Here is a 24,709-nt window from a genome sequence, read left to right as displayed (position 1 = left end):
GTCATTGCCCCCGCAGGTAATCACGGAACACCTGCAAGCCTTCCTCGATATGCGCCCGCCCGCAGCCGATGCGAAAGCGATCCGTCGGCGTCGGCCCCAGCTCGGACTTGTAGATACTCGATGGCAGCAACAGCACCCCGGTGCGCTCGACCAGATCGGTGGTGAAACGCTCGACCCCTTCGGCCCCCAGATAACGCGGATAGGCAATGCAGCCGCCATCGGGGCGATACCACTCGAAACGCTCTTCGAACTCTTTGAAGAACTCGTCCAGCAGCCCAAGGTTGTGCCTCATCAGCGTGTGAATGCGCGCCAGGATCTGTTCCCGGGCTTTCAGGGCGATGCGCGACAACACTTCACTCGGCCCCGAGTTGCAGATCGACAGGTAATGCTTCATGCGCTCCATGCGTAACAACAGGTCGCGATCCTGGCAGGCAATCCAGCCGACGCGCAGGCCCGGCAGCCCATAAGGCTTGGACATCACCGCCAGCGACAGGCCACGCTCGTAGACATCTGCCACCGCCGGTAGCTGCTCGGCGCCGACGCCCAGCAACCGATAAGCCTCGTCGCTGAACAGGTAGATTCCGTGCTGGCGGCACAGCTTCACCAACGCATCGAAACGCTCGCGCTCAAGGATCTTGCCCGTCGGGTTATGCGGGAAATTGATGGAGATCAGCTTGGTATTGGGACGAATCGCCGCCGCGACTTCATCGATATCCAGCGTCCAGTTGCGCGCCGGATCGAGGGCGACTCCGCTCACTTCGCAAATGCTCAACGGCACCGTCTCGGAGGACTGGTAGTTGGGCGTAATGACAATCGCATGATCCCCCTTGTCGAGGATCGCGTGCATCGCCACGTACAGCCCCTCCTCCGCACCGGCGAAACACAGAATGTCGGCCGGGGTCTGGCGTTCGTAGGTCGAGGCAATCACCTCCAGCAATTCCGGCGACCCGAACGTCTGGGTGTAGCCCAGGGACAGCGTTTCAAAAGCCTCCCGATCCGCGTTGTCCGCCAGTGCCAGCAGGTTTTTGATGGACATGCTTTGCGCATCGGAGGCCGTCATGTGGTAACGCGCGGAAAACTCCCACTTTGAGAAGTAGGTTTCCAGTCGGAAATCCGGAAGTGTGGCCATGCTTGTTTCCTCAGGTCGATGATCGGTTGGCCGATGACAACGACTTGAGACTACCCGTGCTTAGAATTTATGTCTAATTTATTCTTAACGTCTAAATCAGCCATCACCTAACGCCAACTCCAAAGCGATCGTGTCGATCAACGCCCGGACACGGCGCGGCAGGACACTCACCGGCGGATACACAATCTGCAGCGCGGTTTGACCGGCCGAATAATCAGGCAGCACTTCCACGAGTCTGCCTGCGGCGAGGTCGGCCTGCACATCCCATATGGACTTGTTGCAGAGGCCATGGCCGTCCAGGCACCACTGCCGGACCAGCCCGCCGTCATTCGCCACTCGGCGGCCCCGGACCACCACGCGATAAGCCTCGTTCGCCACCCGGAACGTCCAGACCCGATCAATGTTGCTGCCAAAGCGCATGACGATGCAGTCATGGTCGGCCAGGTCGTCCGGGTTTCGAGGTGTGCCGTTGCGTTCAAGGTATTGTGGTGCGGCGCAGATGACGCGGCGGTTCTCGCCAATCGGTTTGGCGCGCAAGGTACTGTCGGAGAGGGTTCCATAACGCACGGCGAAGTCGATCCCCTGGCTGACCAGGTCGACGAATCCATCGGTGAGATTGAGGTCGATGGTCACGGATGGATGCTCCGCCAGAAACCGGTCAATGATCGGCACAATCCGCGATTGCCCGAGATCGACCGGCGCACTGAGGCGGATCAGCCCGGAGATTTTTTGCATGCCCAGACGGATGCTGGTCTCCAGTTCATCGGCCTCGGCCAACAAGCGGCGGGCACCGTCCGCCAACAGGCGACCTTCATCGGTCAGGCTGAGCGAACGAGTGGTGCGGGTCAGCAGGCTCGCGCCGTAGTAACTTTCCAGCACCGCCAGGCGCTCGGACACCGACGCCGGCGACAGCCCCAACTCGCGGCCGGCGGCAGACAGGCCACCCTTTTCGACGATCATCAAAAACAGCGCAAGGTTATCCAGCGTCATCTTTCGCTATCTCCGAAAAGTAATGTCCAACCCTGGGTCGCTTAAGCGAAGGTTTCACCGCGCGGTTCTTGACCTGCGCCATTCCTGACGCCGGCCCGCAGCGCATGACGCAGCTTCAGGGCTGGCCGTTCGACGAAGTAATACGAAATCCCGCTCAGCGCGAACGAAAGCAGCAGGACCAGCGAGATCATCGATGCGTCGTACGCCACCGGCCAGAAAGCCCGCAGCACATACATCACCACAAAATGGTTGAGGAACACACCGTAGCTGATGTTCCCCAACAACTCATCCACCCGATGGTACTTCAGCTTGCTCAGCACAAAGACAACCGGAACGCCCAAGGCAATACCGGCAGTGACCTCCGCGTTGAAGGGCCGCCGGGGAATGAGTCCCGTGACAATCGCCAGGAACATCAGGGCCGCGACGATGGCGGTGCCGGCAACGATCATCCCTGCCCTGGCACGCATGCGATACAGGTAGCTGCCGCAAAGGAAGATGAACAGCACACCGGGCAGTAGTCGGTAACCGTAGACATCGGTGTTGATGTAACCCAGCGCTGCGACCATGAATACCGCCACGGACAGCGCATACGCGATACCCCGAACCTTGTAGACGATCAGGAACGGAATCAGCAGGTAGAAACACATTTCGAGCCCCAGCGACCAGGCCGCCGGCAGGATCTCGGGAATGGTAATGCCGAACATATAAAAACCCATCGGCACAATCGGCAGGCTGGTGACGATGTTGTTGATGGTCAGCGCCGCCGCTTGGGGCGTACCGGGCAACAGGAAGTGGATCACGGCGCAGGAGCTGACGAAGTAGAGCAGAAACTGCGGATAAAGCCGCAATACCCGATCAGCGTAAAACCGTTGAAATTGCTCCGGCGCGTTGTAGTTCCTCTCGATCAACGAGGTCATCACAAAGCCGCTGATGAGCAGGAAGGAAACCACCGCAATGACGCCAGGATTGAAACCCGCAAACGCCACGCCCATATGAGAAATCGCCACCAGCATCGCCAGCAGCAGTCGATAAGCCCCCACGCACATCATCCCTGAATGTCTGATTATTTTGCGCGGTAAGGTACGTGGCTTTCTGCTTGTGGAGAAGTGTTTTTCAAGATGTGTTTACTCAACGACGAGCCGCCAGTCCCCACGGCTGGCAACAACCCGTTTCCTCAACTAACGTTTCTACCTCATCGAACAGCTCCCGCTTCATCGCGGGCGCTTAATCAAGGAGAGATAGATGACCCCCGTTCGTATCGCCGAGCAAACCTATCGCACCTGGTCCAGCCCGATCCTGCTGGAACTCAAGGAGCGCGAAGATCAGCTGGACCCGGTGGCCCGCCAGGCATTGCAGAATGTGCTGGTAGAACGCCGGCTGGTGGACATCGGCAACCACGCCGGCCCGGAACGGCGCAATGCCGGTCCGGTCAAGCGCGACAAGTTCTGGTAAGGCCGCTCACCGTCGATTCGCTGCCAGGGAGGTTTCAATCCTCACGTTGTCGCAGCGAATCCCCGCTGCAGATCCTCGATCAACGCCTCGACATCTTCCAGCCCGATGTGTAATCGCAGCACCGGATTGAGTGCTCGATCTTCGGCGCTTTCGCGTTCCTTGAGTTCGGCGACGGTGACCAGGCTTTCGTAGCCGCCCCAGGAAGCGCCCAGCCCGAACAGTTGCAGCGCATCGATGAAGCGCTCGAGATAAGCTTCGTCAGCGTCGCGCAACTCGAACGAGAGCAGGCCGTTACTGCCCTTGAAGTCACGCTGCCACAGGGCGTGGCCAGGATGATCGGGCAACGCCGGATGGAACACTCGCTTCACTTGGGGCTGAGCCTGGAGCCAGTGGGCGATTTCCAGGGCCTGGCGTTCATGCACGTCGAGGCGTGTGGCCAGGGTGCGGGCGCCGCGCAGCACCAGATAAGCGTCGTCGGGACTGACCGCGTTGCCGAAGGTGTCGCCCATCGCTGCCAAAGGTTGCCACACCTCTTCCCGGGTGCAGACGCTGCCCATGACCACATCGCTGTGGCCACACAGGTATTTGGTCAGCGCCATGATCGAGATGTCCGCGCCCAACGTCAGCGGCCGGTACAGGTAGCCCGAGCCCCAGGTGTTGTCCACCGCCAGCAGGATGCCGCGCGGTTTGCACAGGGCGGCGATGGCCGGCAAGTCGCAGAGCTCGTACAGCAACGAACCGGGCACTTCGGTGTAAACCATTTTGGTGTTGGCTTGCAGCTTCGCGGACAGATCGCTGCCGTCGGGGGCGAAGTAGCCGACTTCAATACCAAACGGCTGAAGAAATTCCCGGGCCAGACGCCGCACCGGCGAGTACACCGCATCGGTGATCAGCACATGATCGCCGGGCCGCAGATAGGCGAGGAACGTCTGCGCCACCGCTGCCAGCCCGGTGCCGAACAGGCGCGTGCGATAGCCGCCCTCCAATTCGCTGACCAAGTCTTCGAGGGCAAACGCCGTCGGATTGCCGCGTGCGCCGTAACTCAGGACACGCTCGTGGTCGCGACGGGAACGCGCATCGCGCATTTGTGCGAGGTTGTCGAACAGCACCGTGCTCAAGCGTGTGACCGGGACGTTGACGGCACGACCGCCATTGCCCTTCTCCGTGCGCGCGGAATGAACCAGTTGAGTGCGAACCCGAGGCGTTTGCTCACGCAGCGGCTTGAGACTGGCGATTTCCTGTTCGCTCATCTGCGCCAGCAAACCGATTTCCCAGGCCAGGTACTGGCGCGCCGCGTCCTTGTTGCCGGAGTGGCGGTCATGGGTGAAAAACAGGAAATCGATGCATTGCGCGTCGGGCGGCGTGTTGGGTGTCTCTTGCAGTTCAAGCCCCGCCACATTCCCGGCGAACCGGGTTTGCTGGCGCTGATGCTCGGGCAACTCCAGCGCCGCGAACGCCGCCAACCGTGGATCGTCGGCCAGCAGCACCAATGGCCGTTGCTCACCGGCGACCTCGGCCGCCAGCAACGAACGGATCGACCAACGCGCCCCGGCGATATGACCTTTGCGATACACCATGCTCGGGCGCAGATCGATCAACGCGACTGCGTCATCTTTCAACGCGTCGGCCAGCGCTTGCGTCGTGATGGTTGGCAACGCTTCAGGCGCACCGGCTTCAAGCGCCGGCAACGCCAGGGAACTGCCCACACCGCCCTCAAGCACATACGCCTCATGCCCCAATTGCCGCAGCCAACTGGCGACAATCGGTGCGCGCACGCCATCGCTGTCGATCAGCACCAACCGCGCCTTGCGCACACCAACGTACAAGTCGGTGGATTGAATCAACTGCCCGCCCGGCGTGTGTTGCGCGCCCGGCAGCGTGCCAGCGGCGAATTCCTCAGCGGTGCGCACGTCGCACAAAAACAGGCTGCGACCACTCTCCTTGGCCCACTGTTCAACCTGCGCGGCCCCGACGGTTTTCACCCCAGCCTTGTCCGCCAGTTGCGCAGCAGCCAGGCGTTGACCTGGCATGGCTGCGGATGACACCTCATCGGCGTAATGCCGCGTGCTGCCATGCTCCAGCTGAAAATCTTCCAGATACCAGCCCTGCGTGCCGTTTTCCAAGGCGTAAACCGGATTCTTCACGCCTAGGTTGATCAGCGTTTGTGCGCCGATAATGCTGCGGGTCCGACCGGCGCAATTGACCACGATTGGCGTGCTCTCGTCTGGCACCAGATCGTGGACGCGATAGCCCAACTCACCATTCGGGCAGCACACCGAACCGGGAATGGTCATCTTGCGGTATTCATCGAACGGCCGACCGTCGAGCACCACCAACGGCTCGCCCCGCGCCTGCCATTCGGCCAACTGCGTGGCGGTGATGTGAGGCGTATGACTGGCCTCCTCCACCAACTCGCCAAACGCCTTGGACGGCACATGCACACCGGCAAACAGCTGGAAACCGGCGGCCTGCCAGCCCTCGGCACCACCCTCCAGAATATGCACGCGGCCATAGCCCAGCGCCTGCAAACTTCGGGCGGCACGTGCCGCAACGTCGCCACCGTCCTGGTCGTAAATCACCAGCCGTACTTGAGGATTCGGCGCCAAACGCCGGGCCTCCAGCTCCAGGCGGCTATAGGGCAGGTTCACGCCGAAAAACAGATGGGCTTCGCCATATTGGCCATGCTCACGCACGTCGAACAGGGCAATTTCCTGCCCGTCGAACAGCCACTGTTGCAGTTGCCCTGGGGTTACGGTCTGGCTCATGGAAGTCCCGCTTGAAAATAGAAATTATTGAAGCGCGAGGGAGCGCTCGTTGGCAGCAATGTCGCGGCCCTTGGCATAGGCGCGCTGGATCGCCGGCCGCGCCTTGAGGCGTTCGCGCCAGGCGTGAATGTGCGGGTAGTCCGCCAAATCCTGGCCCTGGCGCAGCGGCTGAATCCACGTGAAGATCGCCATGTCGGCGATGGAGTACTCGCCCGCCACATACGGCACTTCCGACAGGCGTGTTTCCAGTACCCGATACAGTCGCGTCGCCTCGGCATTCAGCAGGTCGAGGGCGAATGGGATCGGTTCCGGCGCCTTCTCCTTGAACAGCTGCAACTGGCTCAGGTACGGCGTCACATGCCCTACTTGCCAGAACAGCCATTCCTGGACCTTTTGCCGCTCGGCTGTCCCGGTTGGCGGCAGAAAACGCCCGGCCTTGTCGGCCAGGTAATTGAGGATCGCCCCCGACTCGAACAGGCTCAGCGGTGCGTCCAGCGCCTCAGGCGCATGATCGACAATCGCCGGAATCCGCCCGTTGGCGCTGATGCGCTGGAACGCCGGCTGCTTCTGCTCGCCGGTACGGATGTTGACCGGCACCACGCGGTATTCCAGCCCGAGCTCTTCGAGCAGGATGCCGATCTTCAAGCCGTTGCCGGTCGGCCAGTAGTACAAATCGATCATGCGTAGGCCTTGATCGACGGCGCCATTTGCGAGGCGTTGTAGTTGAGAATCCGCCCGTCGGCTTCGACGCCGTAGCGACCGTTGAGGGATTCCAGCGGCAAGCCATAGAGGTGGAAATGCAGGGTCGCCTGCTCGCCTTCGACGCGAATACCGTGCAGGTCTTCGCCCAGGAACGAGATCGACGTGCCGGGTTGCACGATCACTTCTTTTTCCAGGTGCAGGGTGGTGAACCCAGGTTCGCGACCTTCATCGCTGCGCCCGTAGACGTAGTTGATTTCCTGGCCTTCGACGGCGCTGATGATCGCCCAGGTTTCGTGGTTATGCGCGATTGTGCTTTTGCCCGGCAACAACGAGTTCAGGTACAGCGTCGGCGTGTCGCCATCGTCGTTCAGGCGGTAACGGAACGCGGTGCTGCCCTGCCCCGGCACGGGCGCCGGGAACGCGTCGAAGTTGAACAAGTCGCGGCGCTCGGCCAGGGTTTCGAGCAAGGCAACAATTTCCACCAGCGCGGCGCGGTCGACGCCACGTTGATTGATCACACGAATTTTCTTGAGGAAATCCTCGATGACGACGGCACGGTTATCGGTACTCATGAATTGTCTCCTCGTTACACAGACAGGCTGTAGCGGCTCAGGTTGGTCAACAGGTACGGATCATTGGAATTCGCCGGGCGACGACCCGGATCACCTAAGGCATGGCGCAGGAATTCCTGGGTGCGCTCGCTGCTCGGGTGCTGAAAGATTTGTGCGGCGCTGCCGTGTTCGACGATCACGCCGTTTTCGGTGAAGTAGACGATGTCGCTGATTTCCTCGGCGAAACGCATTTCGTGGGTCACCAGCACGCAGGTCATTCCCTCTTCAGTCAGCTCGCGAATCACCGTCAGCACTTCGCCGACGGTTTCCGGGTCGAGGGCCGAAGTCACCTCATCAAACAGAATCAGTTCCGGGCGCATGGCGAGTGCGCGGGCAATCGCCACACGTTGCTGCTGGCCGCCGGACAGCTGGCCCGGATAGGCATCGGCCTTGTGTTCCATGCGCACTTTGGCCAGCAGCGCCCGGGCCTCTTTCTCGGCCTCGGCGCGGCTACGGCCCAACACTTTGCGCGGGGCGATCACCAGGTTTTCCAGCACCGACAAATGCGGGAACAGGTTGTACTGCTGGAATACAAAACCCACGCGTTTGCGCAATTCGATGCGCTGGGCTTCCTTGGCCAACGTGTGCACTTCGGTGCTGCCGACGCGGATGCTGCCGCGCTGGGGCTGCAACAGGCCGGTGATGCAGCGCAGGATCGTCGACTTGCCGGAGCCCGACGGGCCGATGATCGACACGGCCTGGCCGCGATGCACGTCAAGGTCGATGCCCTTGAGCACCGGGTTGGCGCCGAACGAAAGGTGCAGGTCGCGCAGGCTGACCAAGGGCTCGGCGACGGTTTCAATAGAAGGCATAACGTCGCTCCAGGCGTTGGGTCAGTCGGGAAATCGGGTAGCAATAGGCAAAGAACAGCACCAGCAGGCTCAGGTAAATCACCACGGTGAAACCGGTCATGTTCACGGTGTTGCTGGCGATCTGCGCGGTGTCGATCACGTCATGCACGCCCACCAGCGAAGCCAGCGCGGTGCCCATGGTGATTACCGCGTAGAGGTTCATCCACGGCGGCAACATGCGTTTGAAGCACTGCGGCAGGATGATCGAACGGAAAATCTGCCCACGGGTAAACGCCAGGGAACGCGCGGCTTCCCATTGGGTGCTGGGGATCGAGGCGATGGCGCCCCGGAAGATTTCCGCGACGTTGGCACTCGCCGGCAAGGCCAGGCCGATGGTGACCTTGACCCAGTCCGGAAACGAGACATAGGTGCTGCCGAGTTTGATCTCGAACGGGAACACGTAGGTGGTGAAATAGATCAGCACCAGCCACGGCGCGTTGCGGAAAATCTGCACCCAGATCTGCGCCGGCAAGCGCAACAGGCGCAGCGGCGACACGGCCAACGCCCCCACCAGCAATCCGAGCACCGAGCCCAAACCAATTGCCACCAGGCTGATCAGAATGTTCTGACCAAAGCCGACCGCGAGAGCCGGCGACCATTGCAGCAAGGCCTTGAACACCGGACTTTGCGGCGCGAAATACAGCAGGAACAGCACCGCGCCAGCCAACAACAGTAACTTGCCGACATGCCGGCGCGGCCAGGCCAGCGGTGCGCTGACGGACGATTCAATGGCCATAGCCGGGCATCCTCAGGCGCGCTTCGAGCAGGCGCCCCACACAATTGACGATAAAACTCAGCAGGCCGAAAAAGCTCAGGATCAGGATCATCAGCTCCAGCACGTTATCGCTCTGGGTCCAGATCATGATCGCCGCATAGGTGATGTCGCCCACGGCAATCGCCGAGGCCACGGCGGTCATTTTCACCAAGTCGATCAGGTTGTTGATCAGCGACGGCAAGGCAAAACGCAGGGCCAGCGGCAGTTGCACATTCCACAGCAACTGGCGGCTGCTGAAGGCCAGGGAACTGGCGGCTTCCAGGGTCACGGCTGGTACGGCTTCGATCCCGGCGCGCAAGGCTTCGGCGTGGAACGCGCCTTTGTGCAGCGAGATCACGATCACCACCCAGGCAAACGGCGTCAGTGGATTCGCCGCGCCGACGGCCTGGGTCAACAGCATGTTCAACACCAGGAATGCGCAATACAGTTGCACCAGCGTCGGCGTGTTACGGGTGACTTCGATGAACACCCGCGCCGGTTTGGCCAGCCACGGCTTGCCCGAGGTCAACATCGCCGCCAACCCGACACCCGCCAGCAGACTGCCGACGATGGTGAACAGGCACAGCAACGCGGTGGTCAGCGCGCCTTGTTCCAGAGTGCCGCGTTGATAGGCATCCAGCAGGAAGTTGTAGTTGAGACCAAACCCGGCGGTCCAGTGGACGAACAGCTCCAACAGATGACTCATGCTGCGCCTCGCAATTGCCCGCAGGCGTGGGCGATGCGGCGGCCGGCTTCGGCAACGCTGTCAGTCGCGGTGGCAATGGACAGGCGAAACCACGGCGACAAGCCATACGCACTGCCCGCCACGCCAGCGACGCCCTCCTCCAGCAAATACGCGACAACATCGGCGTCACTGTCGAGGTGCGCGCCGTTCGGGCGATAACGTCCCAGCAAGCCTTCGCAGCGGACGAACACGAAGAAACCGCCCTTGGGTTCGAGCACTTCCAAACCGTTTACGGCTTTTAACGCCGTGACCAACAGGTCCCGACGCTGCTGATAGGCCGCGACCTGCGCCGGCAGGAAATCCAGTCCGCCGTCGAAAGCGGCCAGCGCCGCAGCCTGTCCGACCGAAGAGGCGCCCGACGTCGATTGCGATTGCACAACAGCCATCGCACTGGTCAGCACTTGCGGTCCGGCACCGAAACCGATGCGCCAACCGGTCATGGCGTAGGTCTTGGACACACCGCCCACCAACAGGCAACGCGGCTGCAGATCAGGCGCAACGTTCAGCAAACTCAACGGTTGCTGACCGTCAAAACGAATATGTTCGTAAAGCTCATCCAGCAAGATCAACACGTGCGGATGGCGCCGCAGCACTTCGGCCAATGCCTGCAACTCGGCGGCGCTGTACACCGCGCCACTCGGGTTGCCTGGACCGTTGAGGATCAGCCATCGCGTGCGTTCGCCGATGTGCTGCTCCAACTGTTGCGGCGTCAGCTTGCAACCCTGGACCAGTCCGCACTCGATAAACACCGGCTCGCCGCCATTGATGCGCACGCTGTCCGGGAACGACGGCCAGTACGGCGTCGGCACCAGCACTTCATCGCCCTCATCGAGGGTCGCGGCGAAGGCGTTGAAGATGATCTGTTTCGCACCGTTGGCAATCACGATGGATTCCAGCGGATATTCCAGCCGGTTTTCGCGCTGGAGTTTGCGTTGTACGGCAAGTCTTAACGCTTTCACTCCCGGCGTCGGCGTGTACTTCGTGGCGCCAGCGGCAATGGCGGCATACGCGGCTTGCTTGATGTGATCCGGGGTGTCGAAATCCGGCTCGCCGGTGGTCAGGTCAAGGATGTCGCGACCGGTCTCGCGCAACGCCGTGGCCTGGGATTTGGCGGCGGCGTTGGCCGACAGCGAGACGCGCTGCACGCGTTTAGACAGGCGAACACTCATGGCTTGGCCACCTCCACGACTTTGCCCGGATTGAGCAGGTTTTTCGGGTCCAGCGCGTGCTTGATGCGGCGCATCAGGTCCAGTTCCACCGGACTTTTGTAGCGATCCAGCAAGCCGACCTTGCGCTGGCCGATGCCATGTTCGGCGCTGATCGAACCGCCGTGGGCGTGGGCGCTGTCGTGCACCAGTTCGCTGAGCGCCGCGTAATTCGCCATGTGCGCCTCGACCGTCGAATCCAGCGGGTGCGCGACGTTGTAATGCAGGTTGCCGTCGCCCAAATGACCGAAGGTGAAATGCCGCACGCCAGGAAAGTGCTGTTGCAGCAGCGCATCGGTGTGCGCGACAAACGCCACGACCTGGGAAATCGGCACCGAGATGTCGTGCTTCATGTTGCGCCCGGCACGCTTCTGCGCCTCGCTCATGTTTTCCCGCAGCAGCCACAAACCTTCGCTCTGAGCCAGGCTTTCGGCGATCAACGCGTTGGCCAGCAACTCCTCTTCAAAGGCATCGCCCAGCACCATTTCAAAGGCTTCGCGGGCATGGCTTTCGCTGTGGTTATCGGAGAGTTCCAGCAGCGCAAACCACGGCTGCGCCGCGCCGAGAAACGGTTGCGGGCCTTGGGGAAATTGTTCGCGCAGCAACGCCAGGCAATCGGCGCTGAGCAATTCGAATGCGGTCAGGCTGGCGCCGAAACCGGCACGGGCGTGAGACAGGAATTTAACGGCTTGAGCCAGCGAATCGAACGCCAACAACGCCGTGGCCTGAGCCTTGGGCAGCGGAAACAGTTTCAGGGTCGCAGCGGTGATAATGCCGAGCGTGCCTTCGCTGCCGATAAACAGGTCGCGCAGGTCGTAGCCGGTGTTGTCCTTGCGCAAACCGCGCAGGCCATTCCAGATTTCGCCTTGTGCGGTGACTACCTCCAGGCCGAGGGTGAGTTCGCGGGTGTTGCCATAGCGCAACACCGCCGTGCCGCCAGCGTTGGTGCCGAGGTTGCCACCAATCGTGCAACTGCCTTCGGCACCGAGACTCAGGGGAAACAGGCGTCCGGCGTTGCGCGCCACGTCCTGTACGGTTTGCAGGACGCAGCCGGCCTCGACGGTGAGGGTGTCGTTGTCGGTGTCCACATTGCGCACGCGGTTCAGGCGATCGAGCAACAGCAACACGGCGCGGCCACTGGCGTCCGGGGTCGCGCCGCCCATCAAACCGGTGTTGCCGCCCTGCACCACGATCGGTGTGTCATTCGTCACGCAAGCGCGGACCACCGCTGCGACTTCTTCGGTGTTGGCCGGGTGCACGGCGGCGATCACTTGCCCGACGTAGCGCCCCTGCTTGTCCGTCAGGTACGGCGCAGCCTCTTCGCCACTTTGCACATGGCTGGCGCCGAGCAGTTGCTGCAATGTCGCGAACAACCCTTGGCTCATGGTTGAACCGCCAATGGCGCCGCGTTGCGATACTGCTCATGCAAGTCACGCAAAGCCTGGGACGGCGCCATGCCGGTGCGTTCGCCCAACGCGATCAGCCAGCCGCTGCGGTGCCAGTCGCGGACGATGGCATCCAGTCTGGCTTGGGTATCGTGCTCACCCTTGCGAATCCAGATCACCGAGTTCGACGGGATCAAATCCCCCGGCAGCGGGATTTCATAACCGGCCCACTCGGCATCGCTCAGCAACGCATGCATGGTCGGGCTGACATGCACCGCCGCCACGCAGCCATTGCCGCGCAGGGACAGCAGCGACTCGGACTGACTGCGAAATGCCTTGATCTCGGCGCCGTAGGTTTCCTGCAACGGTTTGATGAAGTTGCTGCCCTGGGACACGCACACCGGTTTGCCCTTCAGGTCGGCCCACTGAGTGATGCCCGCACCTTTGCGAATCAGTGCGGCGCCGCCGACTTCTTCATAAGGCGTGGGCACGTAGTCGAGAATCTCGGCGCGCTCGTCGGTGTACTGCATGTTGGCGATCAGGATGTCGACCTTGCCCTGTTGCAGGAACTGCACGCGGTTCGGCGCCAGCACTGAAACAGTGTTGGCCTCGACCCCCAGAACCTTGCCGATGCCCTTGGCCAGTTCGACGTTGTAGCCCTGGTGTTCGCCGCTCTTCGGGTCGATGGTGCCGAACGGCGGACCGCTGAGAATCACCCCGACGCTGATGGCGTGGCGCTGCTGGATTTTGTCCAGGGTGGCGTCAGCCTGAGCGAGGCTGGCGGCCAGTGCGGCGCATCCGGCCAGGCACAGGGTGGTCAGGGTTCTGGCGGAAAAAAGTGGCTTCATGCACGGCTACCTTGAGCGTTGATCGGTTGAAAACCAGGAGCCGGACTCAGGCACCGTTGGCCTGGAACTGTTTCTGCAACTCGACCAGCGCCGGGGACGCCGGGGTGATGTGGTTGCGGGTCTGGGCCTCGATCAACCAGCCGCTGCGGTGCAGCTCTTTGATGATCGGGTCGAGTTTGGCCTGGGTGTCGCTCTCGCCACGACGGGTCCAGATCACCGACGGCGCCGGGTTGAGTTCCGGGGAGATCGCGCGATAGCCCTGCCATTCGGAGGTGTCGGCGATCAGCGGGTTGATCAGCGTGGCGTCGTGCACGGCGGCGACGCAGTTGTTGCCGCGCAGGGCCAGCAAGGATTCCGACGAGCTCTTGAACGCTTTGATTTCGGCGCCCAACTCGGTCAGCGGCTTGACGTAGCTGCTGCCCTGGGAAGTGCAGACCGGTTGATTCTTCAGGTCTTCCCAACGGGTGATCTTGCTGTCCTTGAGGACGGCTGCAGTGCCGCCAACGCGATAGAACGGCGTTGGCACAAAGCCGAGGATCTCACCGCGTTCGGCGGTCCATTCCATGTTGGCGATCAGCAAATCGACTTTGCCCTGCTGCAGGAATTGCACGCGGTTGGCGGGCAGCACCGGCACCAGTTGCACTTCGGCGCCGAGTTGCCGGCCCAGTTCGTTGGCGAGGTCAACGTTCAAGCCACGAGGTTTCTGGCTAGTGGGATCGATCCCGCCGAATGGGCCGCCGGACAGCAGCACGCCGACCACCAACACGTGGCGTTCCTGGATCTTGTCCAGGGTCGCATCGGCTTGCGCGGCGGTGATGCCGGACAAGGAGATCAGGGCGCCCAGCATCACAGGCAATAATCGTTTTACGGGTGAGCGCTCGAGCAACATGGATTTCCCCCTCATGGATGATCGGCGTTCCCCGACCTGATTGAGTGGGCATCCTGGGTACAGCGCCCAGGTAACGGAAATACAAATATCTAATATCGTTATAACTCGCAGTATTTCCTTTTTGAGCAAAACGCTTATATCGCCGTATTTATTGGGGCTCACGGTCTTTGCGAAAAATACCCATCAACAAACACATAAAAATATGTAATGTTTAGGTTTGCACCCTTGATATAAAAAGCAGCCGCCATGTCGACCCTTGATCTCGAATTACTGCGCACCTTTATCGCCGTGGTCGATCACCACAGCTTCGCCGAAGCCGGCGCGCAACTGGACCGCACGCAATCGTCCGTCACCCAGCATATGCAACGCCTGGAGCAGCAGGTTGGCGTGAGTCTGTTCGAGAAACGTGGGCGACAGAAACAGCTCACCGAAGCCGGCCAGCAGTTGCTGCGGCATGCGCGGCAGATGCTTTCCTTGAATGACGATGCGCTGAATTCCCTGCGCGAAAGCAGCTTGAGCGGCGTGTTGCGCATCGGCTCGCCTCACGATATTGCCGACACCATCCTGCCGCCGATGCTCAGCCACATTGCGCGCTCGGCACCGCGCTTGCGCCTGGAGATCGATGTCGGGCGCAGTCCGTTTTTGATGGATGACCTGCACCGTGGCAAAGTCGATATGGTGATCTCCACCCGCGCCGATCCCAATCTCGAAGGCTTCGCCTTGCGCACCTCGCCGGTGTGGTGGATCTGTTCGGCGCAGTACATCCACAACCCTGGCGAACCGTTGCCGCTGATCCTGGTGGATGAGCCGAGCATCTATCGGCGTTATGCGCTGGAAGCCCTGGAACGCGCGAACATTCCCTGGCGTCAGGCGTATCTGGCGTCAAACCTGATCGGCATCAAAGCCGCGACCCGCGCAGGGTTGGGCGTGACCCCGAGAAGCATGGAAATGCTCGGGCCGGACATGCGGGTGCTGGGGGAAAACGATGGGTTACCGCGGCTGCCGGATGTGACGTATCACCTGTGGATCCGGCCGAACACCGTGAACCCGCTGGTGCGCAGGGCCTACGATCTAATCAAAAGCAATCAGGGCCACTGACACCCCAAAACGCATATGTAGGAGCCAGGCTTGCCGGCGAAGGCGTTCTTGAGTACGCCTTCGCCGGCAAGCCTGGCTCCTACAGAGGGTTATCCGGGTGTTTGGGCACTAACAACACAAACCAAATGTGGGAGCGAGCCTGCTCGCGAAAGCGGAGTGTCAGCCAACAAAGATATCGACTGACAGATTGCCTTCGCGAGCAGGCTCGCTCCCACATTTGATCGGGTTGAACCGGGCATTTGTGAACGACCAGAAACCACTGTGGGAGCGGGCTTGCTCGCGAAGGCGGTGTGTCAGTCGATAAAAATGCTGACTGACACACCGCCTTCGCGAGCAAGCCCGCTCCCACAGGGGGAATTGCATCTACCGGGCTATCGGCTTAACAACACTTCGGCCCGGCCTTGCTCCCGTAACGTGCTTCCTGACGCTCCCGAAAGAACATCTCGTAGTCCATCACCGGTTTGTCCGGGTGTTTGGTTTGCATATGCTCGACGTAGTTGTCGTAGTCGGGCATGCCGACCATCAGGCGTGCGGCCTGACCGAGGTATTTACCGAGGCGACTCAGGTCATTGAACATCGTGGCAATCCTCGATCACACGTCCGGCACAGCCTGGAATGGCGATTCTTTATCCGTACGTTCTTTGGTGCCCCAGGCGGAGATACCGACCTTGAGCGCATAGAACAGGATGCTGAACACCACGAACAGGAACAGCGCGGTCAGCGTTGCATTGGTGTACGCGTTGTAGATCACATGCTGCATCTGGTTAATGTCCTTGGCCGGCGCGAGGATCTGGCCGTTGGCCAATGCGTCGCTGTATTTCTTGGCCAGGGCCAGGAAACCAATCGCCGGATTCGCGTCGAACAGCTTGATGAAGCCCGCAGTCGTGGTGCAGATAAGCAACCACGCGGCGGGCAACAAGGTCACCCAGATGTAGCGTTGGCGTTTCATTTTGATCAGCACAACCGTGGCAAGCATCAGCGCGATGCCGGCGAGCATCTGGTTGGAGATGCCGAACAGCGGCCACAAGGTGTTGATCCCGCCGAGCGGATCGATCACGCCTTGATAGAGCAAGTAACCCCACATCGCCACACAACCGGCGGTGGCGATCAGGTTGGCAGTCCAGGACTCGGTGCGTTTCAGCGCCGGAACGAAGGAGCCAAGCAAATCCTGGAGCATGAAACGTCCGGCACGGGTGCCAGCATCGACAGCGGTCAGGATAAACAGCGCTTCAAACAGGATCGCAAAGTGGTACCAGAACGCCATGGTGTTTTCACCCGGCAGCACGCTGTGCAGGATCTGCGCGATACCTACGGCCAGGGTCGGTGCACCGCCGGCGCGAGCCAGCACGGTGGTTTCACCGATGTCATGGGCGACGGCTTGCAGCGCTTCTGGAGTAATCGCAAAACCCCAGCTGCTGACGGTTTGCGCAACCTGGATCACGTCACCACCGACCACAGCGGCCGGGCTGTTCATGGCGAAGTACACGCCCGGCTCGATCACCGAGGCAGCAACCATCGCCATGATCGCGACGAAGGATTCCATCAACATACCGCCGTAACCGATGTAACGGGCATGGCCTTCGCTGGCGAGCAGTTTCGGCGTGGTGCCGGAAGCGATCAGCGCGTGGAAACCCGAGACCGCGCCACAGGCGATGGTGATGAACAGGAACGGGAACAGACCGCCCTTCCACACCGGCCCGGTGCCGTCGATGAATTGGGTCAGCGCCGGCATTTTCAGCTCGGGCATGGTCACCAGTATCCCGACGGCCAGCGCCAGGATGGTGCCGATTTTCAGGAAGGTCGACAGGTAGTCACGCGGCGCCAGGATCAGCCACACCGGCAACACCGCCGCGACAAAACCGTAGCCGATCAGCATCCAGGTGATTTGCACACCGGTGAAACTGAAGACCTTGGCCCAGGCTGGATCAGCAGCAATCTGCCCGCCGACGAAGATCGAACCGAGCAGCAACGCCACGCCGATCACCGAGATCTCACCAATGCGACCCGGGCGGATGTAGCGCATGTAGATGCCCATGAACATCGCGATCGGGATGGTCGCCATCACGGTGAACATGCCCCACGGGCTATCGGCCAGGGCTTTCACCACGATCAGCGCCAGCACCGCAAGGATGATGATCATGATCAGGAAGCAGCCAAACAGCGCGATGGTGCCGGGGATGCGGCCCATTTCTTCACGGACCATATCGCCCAGAGAGCGACCGTTACGGCGTGTGGACAGGAACAGGACCATGAAGTCCTGCACCGCACCGGCAAACACTACACCGGCGATCAGCCACAGCGTGCCGGGCAAATAGCCCATTTGCGCCGCCAATACCGGCCCGACCAAAGGCCCCGCGCCAGCAATGGCCGCGAAGTGGTGACCGAAAAGGATGTGTTTGTTGGTCGGGACGTAGTCCAGGCCATCATTGTTGAGAACTGCGGGAGTGGCTCGATTGGGGTCGAGTTGCATCACCCGGGTGGCGATGAACAGGCTGTAGTAGCGGTAGGCAACATGGTAGATGGCGGTGGCGGCGACGACGATCCAGAGGGCGTTGATCGCTTCGCCGCGGCGCAAGGCCACGACACTCAGCGCAATCGCTCCAATGACAGCCACGACAAACCAGGCGAGGTGTTTAACCAGACGGGTCATTGCGTGTCTCCTGCCGGCAGTCCGATAGGCCGCGGCGATAATTTTTATAATGGTGCCCGTTATGCGAGCGTGCCTAATATCCGCGCATGTCGCCATCAGTGAAATCCGCAGTACTACGTAAGGCTCTTCTACGTAGTACTACGCAGAGCGGATTTATCCATTAGTCCGACGGCGCTTTACGCTGGGGAAGTGAAGATCTTTTTGGCCTATGATGCGCCAACCACGCCACCCACCAACGGCCCTGCCGCACCGTCGCCCGGTCTGGACAGGAGTAGATATGCAGCTCAAACACAAAATCGTTGCCCTGGGCATCCTGCCGCTGATCCTGGCGATTGCAGTGATTTGCGCCCTGGTCATGTTCCAGAATCGCCAGCTCGGCGAGCAGCAGGCGCAGTTGATCGAGGACAGCATCCTCGCCAGCAAACGCGCGGAACTGAAAAACTACGTAGAAATGGCCAAGAGCCTGATCGAGCCGCTGTATGCCGAAGGCAAGGGTGACGAAGTCGCGCAGCAGCGAGTGCTCGAAGAGTTGCGCAAACTGAGCTTCGGTATCGACGGTTATTTCTTCGTCTACGACCGCCAGGGCCGCAGCCTGATGCATGCACGGCAATCGGACCTGGTGGGCAAATACCTGTGGAACATGACCGACCCGCACGGTCTGCCAGTGATTCAAGCCCTGCTGAAAAGCGCCGAATCCGGCGCCGGTTTCCAACGCTACGCCTGGAAAAAACCATCGACCGGCGCGGTCACCGACAAACTCGCCTACGTAGTGATGCTCGACCGTTGGGGCTGGATGCTCGGCACTGGCATCTACCTCGAAGACGTCGAGCAGGCTACGCAACAAGCCCGGGATGAAGTTGCCAATGGCATCCACGGCACCATGCTGGCGATTGCCGCGGTCGCACTGATTGCGGTGCTGCTGGTGTTCGTCAGCGGCATGACATTGAACGTCAGCGAACATCGCCTGGCCGACAAAAAACTCCAGCGCCTCAACCAGCGCATCGTCAGCTTGCAGGAAGAGGAGCGCTCGCGGGTTTCCCGGGAACTGCATGACGGCATCAGCCAATTGCTGGTGTCGATCAAATTTCAGTTCGAATTGGCCAGCCATCTGATCGAGGCCGGTCGCGACAATGGCCTGAGTATTTTGCGCGAAGCCACGGAGCGTCTGGGCAGTGCCATCGGCGAGGTGCGCAGCATTTCCCATGACTTGCGTTCATCGTTGCTCGACACCCTCGGCCTGCCCGCCGCCATCGGCCAACTGGCCGCCGAATTCCAGCAGCGCAGTGGCTTGCAGGTGAACTACGAAAGCGACCTGTTCGACTGTGATCTGGTGGACGGCGCCGCCGTGGCCGTGTTCCGCATCGCCCAGGAAGGCCTGACCAACATTGAACGGCACGCCCAGGCCAGCTCGGTGTCGATCACGTTGCAGGGTTCCAGAGAGGCGTTGCGACTGGTTGTCGTGGATAACGGCGTCGGCTTTAACGTCAACCGCGTCGATCGCCTGAACGCCGGGATTGGCTTGCGCAATATCCGTGAACGAGTCGAGCACTTCGGTGGCCGACTCGATCTGCATTCAACGCCGGGCCGAAGTGAACTGAACGTCCTTATCCCGATGAGCATGACGGCCGCTTGAAGCCGATCATCCTCACACAACAATAAGAGAGCTGCATTGATGAGCCTGCCCTTCCCGATCCGCGTCGCTTTGGTCGATGATCATTCACTGGTGCGTGACGGCATCCGTGCGTTGCTGACGGTGGTGGATTTTCTCGCCATCGTCGGTGAAGCCGACAGTGGCGCGAGCGCGATTGAAATGGTCCGCGAGACCCAGCCGGATTTGCTGCTGGTGGATATTGGTCTCAAGGACATGAATGGCCTGGAGCTGACCCGGCAACTGCGCCGCGAGCACCCGGAGATCAAGATCCTGATCCTGAGCATGTACGACAACAACGAGTACGTGAGCGAGTCGGTACGCTCGGGCGCCAGCGGCTATGTGCTGAAGAACTCGCCTTCGCGCGAAATCATCGCCGCGATCGAAGCGATTGCCAGTGGCGGCACGTTCTATAGCGCGGAAATCGCCCAGAAACTGGCGGCCGAGCGCCCTGCCGACAACGAGCTCACCCCGCGTGAAAGCGAGGTGCTGTGCAAAATGGTGTTGGGCATGAACAACAAGGAAATGGCCCGCGAACTGGATATCAGTGTGCGCACCGTGGAAACCCATCGCCTGAGCATTCGCCGCAAACTCAACATCGACAAACCGGCGGCGCTGCTCAACTACGCGATTGAGCGCGGGTTGATTTCCCGATAAGCCATCCCCCTCCGTAGCAGCTGTCGAGGCCGTTCGCCCGTAGCAGCTGTCGAGCCTGCGAGGCTGCGTTCGGCTGCGCAGCAGTCGTAAAACCTGAGCATGCAGTCTTCCTGAAACACCGCGCAGCCTGATTTCACGACTGCTTCGCAGCCGAACGCAGCCTCGCAGGCTCGACAGCTGCTACACCCCCAACGCAGCCTCGTGCCTCGACAGCTGCTACAAGCGAACGACGTAGGCAGCTGCTACGGAAAGGGTATTTCGCTCGGTTTCAGAGCTTGGCAATCGATACTTCGGTGGATTTCACGAACGCAATCACTTCGCTGCCGATTTTCAATTCCAGATCGCGCACGGAACGGGTGGTGATCACCGAGGTGACGATGCCGGAGGCAGTTTGCACGTCGATTTCCGAGACCACTTCGCCTTCCAGGATTTCTTTGATTACACCTTTGAACTGGTTACGAACGTTGATCGCTTTAATAGTCATGTTGAGGCTTCCTGTCTGATGTGGGGCGAAACCGCACTGAGGTGCAGGCCTTCAAAATGCACTGCTTCGGCAGATTACAAAAGGAATAAATAACGATTTATTTATTCCTGAATCGCATATGCAAAACCCCTAAGCTAATATCTAAAAATTATTTAAAGAATAATTCTTAGAACCCTATGCTCACGACAGTTCGCCACCTTCTCCATTGCCAACTGTCGAGTTCGCCATGTCAAAACCCCTCAAGAATGCTGTCCTGTCCGGTCTGGTTGTCGCACTGGCCTTGTCCTTCGCACTGCCGGCTCAAGCCCGGGAAACGGTACGCATCGGTTACCAGAAGTCATCGACCCTGATCACCCTGCTGAAAACCCAGGGCACCCTGGAAAAGACCCTCGCGCAAAACAACATCGACGTGACCTGGCATGAGTTCTCCAGTGGCTTGCCGCTGCTGGAAGCGTTGAATGTCGGCAACGTCGATATCAGCGCCGACGTGGCCGATACCGTGCCGATTTTCGCCCAGGCCGCGCAGGCCAAATTGACCTACTTTGCCGAGGAAGCGCCCTCGCCTTCGGCCCAGGCGATTGTGGTGCGCAAGGATTCGCCATTGCAGCAACTGGCAGATTTGAAAGGCAAGAAAATCGCGGTGACCAAAGCGGCGGGCTCCCACTACTTGCTGATCGCTGCGCTGAACAAGGCTGGCTTGAAGTTTTCCGACATTGAGCCGGCGTACCTGTCCCCGGCTGATGGCCGGGCGGCTTTCGAGAACAACAAGGTCGATGCGTGGGTCACCTGGGAACCGTTCCTCACTGGCGTGCAACGCCAACTGCCGACCCGCACCCTGGCAGACGGCGCCGGGCTGGCCAGCTACAAACGTTATTACCTGACCAGTGATGCCTACGCCAAGGAACACCCGGAAGTCCTGAAACTGGTTTACGACCAACTGCACAAGGCCGGCGACTGGATCAAACACAACCCGCGCGATACCGCACAAGTACTCGGGCCGCTGTGGGGCAACCTGGATGTGGAAACCGTCGAGGCGGCGAACGCCCATCGCAGTTACCAGGTACAACCGGTGAAGGCTGACCAACTGGGCGAACAGCAGAAAATTGCCGATGCATTTTTTGCCGAGGGGTTACTGCCTAAAGCAGTGGATGCCAAAGACGTCAACATCTGGAAGCCATAACGCCCACCCTGTGGGAGCGAGCCTGCTCGCGAAGAAGGTGTAACAGTCAACCTGGATGTTGACTGGGATGGCCCCTTCGCGAGCAGGCTCGCTCCCACAGGGGTTTGTGGTGTTACGCAAATATCTGATTCACCCTCGATCAACTGTGGGAGCGGGCTTGCTCGCGAAAGCGGTACTCCAGGCACAGAGGATGTGTCGGATGCACCGGCCTCTTCGCGAGCAGGCTCGCTCCCACAGGAGAGTGTGGTGGTACGCAAATATCTGATTAACCCTCGATCAACTGTGGGAGCGAGCCTGCTCGCGAAAGCGGTATTCCAGGCACAGAGGATGTGTCGGATGTACCGGCCCCTTCGCGCCGCTTCTGGCAACGTTAGCGCTAACCCGGCTTCAACTACCCGCCCCGCCATGGGCTTCTTCAAAGAAATAATCCTTCCAGCTCGCCGCCTTGTTTTTCAACACACCCAACTCCTGCAATTTCTCGGCATAGATAAAGGTGCGCTGTGGCACGACGGTGAAATCGATTTCCGGGTCGGAGACGATTTTCTCAACCAGCGGCAGGGCCAGTTTCGATTGCTCTACGCGAATGTAGGTCTGGGCCGCTGCGGGCTTGTCGGCCTTGATGATTTTCTCGGCTTCAACCAGCGCGTCGTAGAAGGCCTTGTAGGTCTTCGGGTTTTCGTCGTGGAATTTTTCAGTGGTGTACAGGACGTTGAACGTGGCCTGGCCGCCGAGTACGTCGTAGGAGCTCAGCACCTTGTGCACGTTGGGATTCTGCAGTTCCTGATACTGGAACGGCGGGCTGGAAAAGTGCGCGTTGATTTCCGAGCCGCCCGCAATCAGCGCCGCTGTTGCATCCGGGTGGGCAAGGCTGATCGAGATATCGTCAAATTTCTTGTAATGCTCTGGGCCAAACTGTTTCGCCGTTTCGATCTGCAACGTGCGCGACTGGAAACCCACACCCGCCGCCGGAACGGCGATGCGGTCCTTTTCAGTGAAGTCCTTGAGGCTCTTCACGTTCGGATTGTTGGTCAGCAAGTAATTGGGCATCGAGCCCAGCGATGCGATGGCCTTGACGTTCTGCTTGCCCTTGGTGCGGTCCCAGATCGTAAGCATCGGCGGCACACCGGCCGACACCACGTCCAGCGCACCGGCCAGCAGCGACTCGTTCATCGCCGTGGCACCCGAGATGCTGTTCCAGTCGACCTTGATATCGAGGCCTTGCGCCTTGCCCTGTTTCTCGATGAGTTGCTGATCGCGCACCACATCCAGAATCAGATAACCAATGCCGAATTGTTGGGCGATGCTGATCTTGCCTTCGGCCTGAACGCCGGGACTCAGCAACAGGCTCGCCGTCGCCAGGGAGGCTGCCAATAGTGTCAACGCTGAGCGTTTGAAGGGAGTTGCCATGAACACCTCAAAGTCATTGCAAGAAAGGGAAAACAAAATCCGCACGGATGCGCAGGCGCTCAAAGTGCACTGCCCGTAACAACACTAAAAGGAATATTTAAAGCTTTGTTTATTCAATAAACGCATATACAAGACTGCCCGTCAGCCTCGAAAGATACCTAGGCCAGACTCGTGTGACCCCAACGCCGATGCAGTCCTCTGGCCAGCGCATCAAAGGCAAAGCCCAGCACACCGATCAGCAGCACCATCGCCATCAGTTCCGAATAGGCCAGTCGATCCCGCGTATCCAGGATGAAGTAGCCCAGCCCCGCACTGACCCCAAGCATTTCGCACCTGTAAAGGATGTCTCCGGTTTAAAACGTAAAGGATGTCCCCGGTTTCTACCCGAGCAAGCCCGCTCCCACAGGGGACGGTGTTGACCGCAAATCTTTCGAACAACACCAAACAATGTGGGAGCGGGCTTGCTCGCGAAGAACGATAACGCGGTGTACCAGGCTACCCCACAGCCCCCAGGTAGTAAGTGTGCAAATCCTCCCGCGCGGCCAGTTCGGCCGCTGAACCTTCGTCCACCACCCTGCCGTTTTCCAGCACAAACGCGTACTGAGCGTAATCCAGCGCGATGTTGATGTTCTGTTCGGCCACCAGCAGGCTCAAACCTTCCTCGCGGTTAAGCCGGGAGAGGATATCGAAGATCTCCTCAACCACCTGGGGCGCCAACCCCATGGACGGTTCGTCCAGCAGCAACAGACGCGGCTCGGACATCAGCGCACGCCCGATGGCGACCATTTGCTGCTCGCCGCCGGAGGTGTAGCCCGTGAGGCGTTTGCGCAACAGCCGCAACCTCGGGAAGTAACCGTAGATGCGTTCCAGCCGCTGACTCAGCACTTTGCGTGAAGGTCGCCCGGCAAAGCCGCCGATCAACAGGTTCTGCTCGACGCTCAGGTGCGTGAAGCAGTGCCGCCCTTCAAGCACCTGCGCCAAACCCGCCAGCACCAAACTGGCAGGGTCGGCCTCGGTGATCTCTTGCCCTTGATAGACAATCCGCCCTGTGGTCACTTCACCGCGTTCGGCGCGCACCAGGCTGGAAATCGCCTTCAGCGTGGTGCTTTTACCGGCGCCATTGGCCCCGAGCAACGCCACCATCTGCCCTTTGCCGACCTGCAACGAGACGCCGCGCAAGGCAAGAATCGACTGTTCGTAGAAAACTTCAACCTGCTCCACGCTCAGCAGCGGGTCGGCTATCGGGCTCTGGCTCATCG

General features: G+C 60.3%; 23 protein-coding genes and 1 pseudogene. 5 read left to right on the top strand and 19 right to left on the bottom strand.

The window, feature by feature from the left end:
- Nucleotide 1: 1 nt before the first annotated feature.
- The 3 genes from NK667_RS09405 to NK667_RS09395 form a co-directional block, all read right to left on the bottom strand.
- Nucleotides 2-1,129 (bottom strand): aminotransferase class I/II-fold pyridoxal phosphate-dependent enzyme, encoded by a 1,128-nt coding sequence (locus NK667_RS09405; RefSeq protein WP_054614488.1) that lies wholly within the window; start codon nucleotides 1,127-1,129, stop codon nucleotides 2-4.
- Between the two features lie 96 nt (nucleotides 1,130-1,225).
- Nucleotides 1,226-2,119, bottom strand: a complete 894-nt coding sequence (locus tag NK667_RS09400) for a LysR family transcriptional regulator (RefSeq protein WP_054614487.1) — start codon at nucleotides 2,117-2,119, stop codon at nucleotides 1,226-1,228.
- A 41-nt stretch (nucleotides 2,120-2,160) separates the two neighbouring features.
- Nucleotides 2,161-3,159, bottom strand: a complete 999-nt coding sequence (locus NK667_RS09395; protein WP_054614486.1) for an acyltransferase family protein — start codon at nucleotides 3,157-3,159, stop codon at nucleotides 2,161-2,163.
- A gap of 202 nt (nucleotides 3,160-3,361) precedes the next feature.
- Here NK667_RS09395 and NK667_RS09390 point away from each other — a divergent pair, with 202 nt between their 5' ends.
- Nucleotides 3,362-3,571: a hypothetical protein gene (locus NK667_RS09390; RefSeq protein WP_054050790.1), complete on the top strand. Its 210-nt coding sequence runs from the start codon at nucleotides 3,362-3,364 to the stop codon at nucleotides 3,569-3,571.
- Nucleotides 3,572-3,612: 41 nt separating this feature from the next.
- Here the strand turns inward: NK667_RS09390 and metC are convergent, their stop codons facing one another.
- The 10 genes from metC to NK667_RS09340 are packed head-to-tail and all read right to left on the bottom strand — an operon-like array spanning nucleotide 3,613 to nucleotide 14,326.
- Nucleotides 3,613-6,336, bottom strand: a complete 2,724-nt coding sequence (gene metC / locus NK667_RS09385) for a cystathionine beta-lyase (RefSeq protein WP_054614485.1) — start codon at nucleotides 6,334-6,336, stop codon at nucleotides 3,613-3,615.
- A gap of 24 nt (nucleotides 6,337-6,360) precedes the next feature.
- Nucleotides 6,361-7,017: a glutathione S-transferase N-terminal domain-containing protein gene (locus NK667_RS09380; RefSeq protein WP_054614484.1), complete on the bottom strand. Its 657-nt coding sequence runs from the start codon at nucleotides 7,015-7,017 to the stop codon at nucleotides 6,361-6,363.
- Nucleotides 7,014-7,610 carry a cysteine dioxygenase family protein gene (locus NK667_RS09375; protein WP_054614483.1) on the bottom strand — a complete coding sequence of 199 codons (597 nt, stop codon included), beginning with the start codon at nucleotides 7,608-7,610 and terminating at the stop codon, nucleotides 7,014-7,016. The genes NK667_RS09380 and NK667_RS09375 overlap by 4 nt, the downstream gene beginning before the upstream one ends.
- Nucleotides 7,611-7,624: 14 nt before the next feature.
- A complete protein-coding gene (locus NK667_RS09370; protein WP_054050784.1) occupies nucleotides 7,625-8,461 on the bottom strand; it encodes an amino acid ABC transporter ATP-binding protein in 837 nt (278 codons plus the stop codon).
- Nucleotides 8,448-9,236: an amino acid ABC transporter permease gene (locus NK667_RS09365; RefSeq protein ID WP_054050782.1), complete on the bottom strand. Its 789-nt coding sequence runs from the start codon at nucleotides 9,234-9,236 to the stop codon at nucleotides 8,448-8,450. The genes NK667_RS09370 and NK667_RS09365 overlap by 14 nt, the downstream gene beginning before the upstream one ends.
- Entirely contained in the window at nucleotides 9,226-9,960 is a 735-nt protein-coding gene (locus tag NK667_RS09360) for an amino acid ABC transporter permease (RefSeq protein WP_054614482.1), read from the bottom strand. Before NK667_RS09360 ends, NK667_RS09365 begins: the two co-directional genes overlap by 11 nt.
- Nucleotides 9,957-11,168, bottom strand: coding sequence for an aminotransferase class I/II-fold pyridoxal phosphate-dependent enzyme (locus NK667_RS09355; protein ID WP_054614481.1), 1,212 nt, complete (start codon nucleotides 11,166-11,168; stop codon nucleotides 9,957-9,959). Before NK667_RS09355 ends, NK667_RS09360 begins: the two co-directional genes overlap by 4 nt.
- Nucleotides 11,165-12,589 carry an FAD-binding oxidoreductase gene (locus tag NK667_RS09350; RefSeq protein ID WP_054614480.1) on the bottom strand — a complete coding sequence of 475 codons (1,425 nt, stop codon included), beginning with the start codon at nucleotides 12,587-12,589 and terminating at the stop codon, nucleotides 11,165-11,167. Before NK667_RS09350 ends, NK667_RS09355 begins: the two co-directional genes overlap by 4 nt.
- Entirely contained in the window at nucleotides 12,586-13,437 is an 852-nt protein-coding gene (locus tag NK667_RS09345) for a transporter substrate-binding domain-containing protein (RefSeq protein ID WP_054614479.1), read from the bottom strand. Before NK667_RS09345 ends, NK667_RS09350 begins: the two co-directional genes overlap by 4 nt.
- Before the next feature lie 46 nt (nucleotides 13,438-13,483).
- The gene (locus NK667_RS09340) at nucleotides 13,484-14,326 is read right to left on the bottom strand and encodes a transporter substrate-binding domain-containing protein (protein ID WP_054614478.1); all 843 of its coding nucleotides are present in this window, start codon (nucleotides 14,324-14,326) and stop codon (nucleotides 13,484-13,486) included.
- Between the two features lie 246 nt (nucleotides 14,327-14,572).
- Between NK667_RS09340 and NK667_RS09335 the strand changes: the two genes are divergently transcribed.
- Nucleotides 14,573-15,424, top strand: coding sequence for a LysR substrate-binding domain-containing protein (locus NK667_RS09335; protein ID WP_054050770.1), 852 nt, complete (start codon nucleotides 14,573-14,575; stop codon nucleotides 15,422-15,424).
- A 379-nt stretch (nucleotides 15,425-15,803) separates the two neighbouring features.
- Here the strand turns inward: NK667_RS09335 and NK667_RS09330 are convergent, their stop codons facing one another.
- A complete protein-coding gene (locus tag NK667_RS09330) occupies nucleotides 15,804-16,001 on the bottom strand; it encodes a YbdD/YjiX family protein (RefSeq protein WP_054050768.1) in 198 nt (65 codons plus the stop codon).
- A 15-nt stretch (nucleotides 16,002-16,016) separates the two neighbouring features.
- Nucleotides 16,017-18,074, bottom strand: a complete 2,058-nt coding sequence (locus tag NK667_RS09325; protein WP_054614477.1) for a carbon starvation CstA family protein — start codon at nucleotides 18,072-18,074, stop codon at nucleotides 16,017-16,019.
- A 277-nt stretch (nucleotides 18,075-18,351) separates the two neighbouring features.
- On the opposite strand from NK667_RS09325, the gene NK667_RS09320 reads away from it, so the two are divergent.
- Both NK667_RS09320 and NK667_RS09315 read left to right on the top strand, forming a co-directional pair.
- Nucleotides 18,352-19,707 carry a cache domain-containing protein gene (locus NK667_RS09320; protein WP_054614476.1) on the top strand — a complete coding sequence of 452 codons (1,356 nt, stop codon included), beginning with the start codon at nucleotides 18,352-18,354 and terminating at the stop codon, nucleotides 19,705-19,707.
- A 39-nt stretch (nucleotides 19,708-19,746) separates the two neighbouring features.
- Nucleotides 19,747-20,379: a response regulator gene (locus tag NK667_RS09315; RefSeq protein ID WP_054614475.1), complete on the top strand. Its 633-nt coding sequence runs from the start codon at nucleotides 19,747-19,749 to the stop codon at nucleotides 20,377-20,379.
- A 268-nt stretch (nucleotides 20,380-20,647) separates the two neighbouring features.
- Here NK667_RS09315 and NK667_RS09310 read toward each other — a convergent pair whose 3' ends face one another.
- Complete coding sequence (locus tag NK667_RS09310) at nucleotides 20,648-20,863, bottom strand: TOBE domain-containing protein (RefSeq protein WP_034150404.1); 216 nt, start codon at nucleotides 20,861-20,863, stop codon at nucleotides 20,648-20,650.
- 226 nt (nucleotides 20,864-21,089) lie between these two features.
- Between NK667_RS09310 and NK667_RS09305 the strand changes: the two genes are divergently transcribed.
- A complete protein-coding gene (locus tag NK667_RS09305) occupies nucleotides 21,090-22,043 on the top strand; it encodes an aliphatic sulfonate ABC transporter substrate-binding protein (protein ID WP_054614474.1) in 954 nt (317 codons plus the stop codon).
- A 387-nt stretch (nucleotides 22,044-22,430) separates the two neighbouring features.
- On the opposite strand, the gene NK667_RS09300 is transcribed toward NK667_RS09305, so the two are convergent.
- The 3 genes and pseudogenes from NK667_RS09300 to NK667_RS09290 form a co-directional block, all read right to left on the bottom strand.
- The gene (locus NK667_RS09300) at nucleotides 22,431-23,450 is read right to left on the bottom strand and encodes an ABC transporter substrate-binding protein (RefSeq protein ID WP_054614473.1); all 1,020 of its coding nucleotides are present in this window, start codon (nucleotides 23,448-23,450) and stop codon (nucleotides 22,431-22,433) included.
- A gap of 158 nt (nucleotides 23,451-23,608) precedes the next feature.
- A pseudogene (locus tag NK667_RS09295) lies at nucleotides 23,609-23,794 on the bottom strand (ABC transporter permease); the annotation flags it as partial.
- 151 nt (nucleotides 23,795-23,945) lie between these two features.
- Nucleotides 23,946-24,707: an ABC transporter ATP-binding protein gene (locus NK667_RS09290; protein ID WP_054614472.1), complete on the bottom strand. Its 762-nt coding sequence runs from the start codon at nucleotides 24,705-24,707 to the stop codon at nucleotides 23,946-23,948.
- Nucleotides 24,708-24,709 lie beyond the last annotated feature (2 nt).

The organism is Pseudomonas nunensis, assembly GCF_024296925.1.
In the GTDB taxonomy this organism is placed as follows: Bacteria; Pseudomonadota; Gammaproteobacteria; order Pseudomonadales; family Pseudomonadaceae; genus Aquipseudomonas; species Aquipseudomonas nunensis.
The sequence above is the reverse complement of the archived record's forward strand: the minus strand, read 5'-3'. Positions and strand labels throughout refer to the sequence as shown.

Coding starts and splice junctions, on each gene's coding strand:
- NK667_RS09405 (WP_054614488.1), bottom strand. CDS start 1,129: ATGGCCACACTTCCGGATTTCCGACTGGAAACCTACTTCTCAAAGTGG.
- NK667_RS09400 (WP_054614487.1), bottom strand. CDS start 2,119: ATGACGCTGGATAACCTTGCGCTGTTTTTGATGATCGTCGAAAAGGGT.
- NK667_RS09390 (WP_054050790.1), top strand. CDS start 3,362: ATGACCCCCGTTCGTATCGCCGAGCAAACCTATCGCACCTGGTCCAGC.
- metC (WP_054614485.1), bottom strand. CDS start 6,336: ATGAGCCAGACCGTAACCCCAGGGCAACTGCAACAGTGGCTGTTCGAC.
- NK667_RS09380 (WP_054614484.1), bottom strand. CDS start 7,017: ATGATCGATTTGTACTACTGGCCGACCGGCAACGGCTTGAAGATCGGC.
- NK667_RS09375 (WP_054614483.1), bottom strand. CDS start 7,610: ATGAGTACCGATAACCGTGCCGTCGTCATCGAGGATTTCCTCAAGAAA.
- NK667_RS09370 (WP_054050784.1), bottom strand. CDS start 8,461: ATGCCTTCTATTGAAACCGTCGCCGAGCCCTTGGTCAGCCTGCGCGAC.
- NK667_RS09365 (WP_054050782.1), bottom strand. CDS start 9,236: ATGGCCATTGAATCGTCCGTCAGCGCACCGCTGGCCTGGCCGCGCCGG.
- NK667_RS09360 (WP_054614482.1), bottom strand. CDS start 9,960: ATGAGTCATCTGTTGGAGCTGTTCGTCCACTGGACCGCCGGGTTTGGT.
- NK667_RS09355 (WP_054614481.1), bottom strand. CDS start 11,168: ATGAGTGTTCGCCTGTCTAAACGCGTGCAGCGCGTCTCGCTGTCGGCC.
- NK667_RS09350 (WP_054614480.1), bottom strand. CDS start 12,589: ATGAGCCAAGGGTTGTTCGCGACATTGCAGCAACTGCTCGGCGCCAGC.
- NK667_RS09345 (WP_054614479.1), bottom strand. CDS start 13,437: ATGAAGCCACTTTTTTCCGCCAGAACCCTGACCACCCTGTGCCTGGCC.
- NK667_RS09340 (WP_054614478.1), bottom strand. CDS start 14,326: ATGTTGCTCGAGCGCTCACCCGTAAAACGATTATTGCCTGTGATGCTG.
- NK667_RS09335 (WP_054050770.1), top strand. CDS start 14,573: ATGTCGACCCTTGATCTCGAATTACTGCGCACCTTTATCGCCGTGGTC.
- NK667_RS09330 (WP_054050768.1), bottom strand. CDS start 16,001: ATGTTCAATGACCTGAGTCGCCTCGGTAAATACCTCGGTCAGGCCGCA.
- NK667_RS09325 (WP_054614477.1), bottom strand. CDS start 18,074: ATGACCCGTCTGGTTAAACACCTCGCCTGGTTTGTCGTGGCTGTCATT.
- NK667_RS09320 (WP_054614476.1), top strand. CDS start 18,352: ATGCAGCTCAAACACAAAATCGTTGCCCTGGGCATCCTGCCGCTGATC.
- NK667_RS09315 (WP_054614475.1), top strand. CDS start 19,747: ATGAGCCTGCCCTTCCCGATCCGCGTCGCTTTGGTCGATGATCATTCA.
- NK667_RS09310 (WP_034150404.1), bottom strand. CDS start 20,863: ATGACTATTAAAGCGATCAACGTTCGTAACCAGTTCAAAGGTGTAATC.
- NK667_RS09305 (WP_054614474.1), top strand. CDS start 21,090: ATGTCAAAACCCCTCAAGAATGCTGTCCTGTCCGGTCTGGTTGTCGCA.
- NK667_RS09300 (WP_054614473.1), bottom strand. CDS start 23,450: ATGGCAACTCCCTTCAAACGCTCAGCGTTGACACTATTGGCAGCCTCC.
- NK667_RS09290 (WP_054614472.1), bottom strand. CDS start 24,707: ATGAGCCAGAGCCCGATAGCCGACCCGCTGCTGAGCGTGGAGCAGGTT.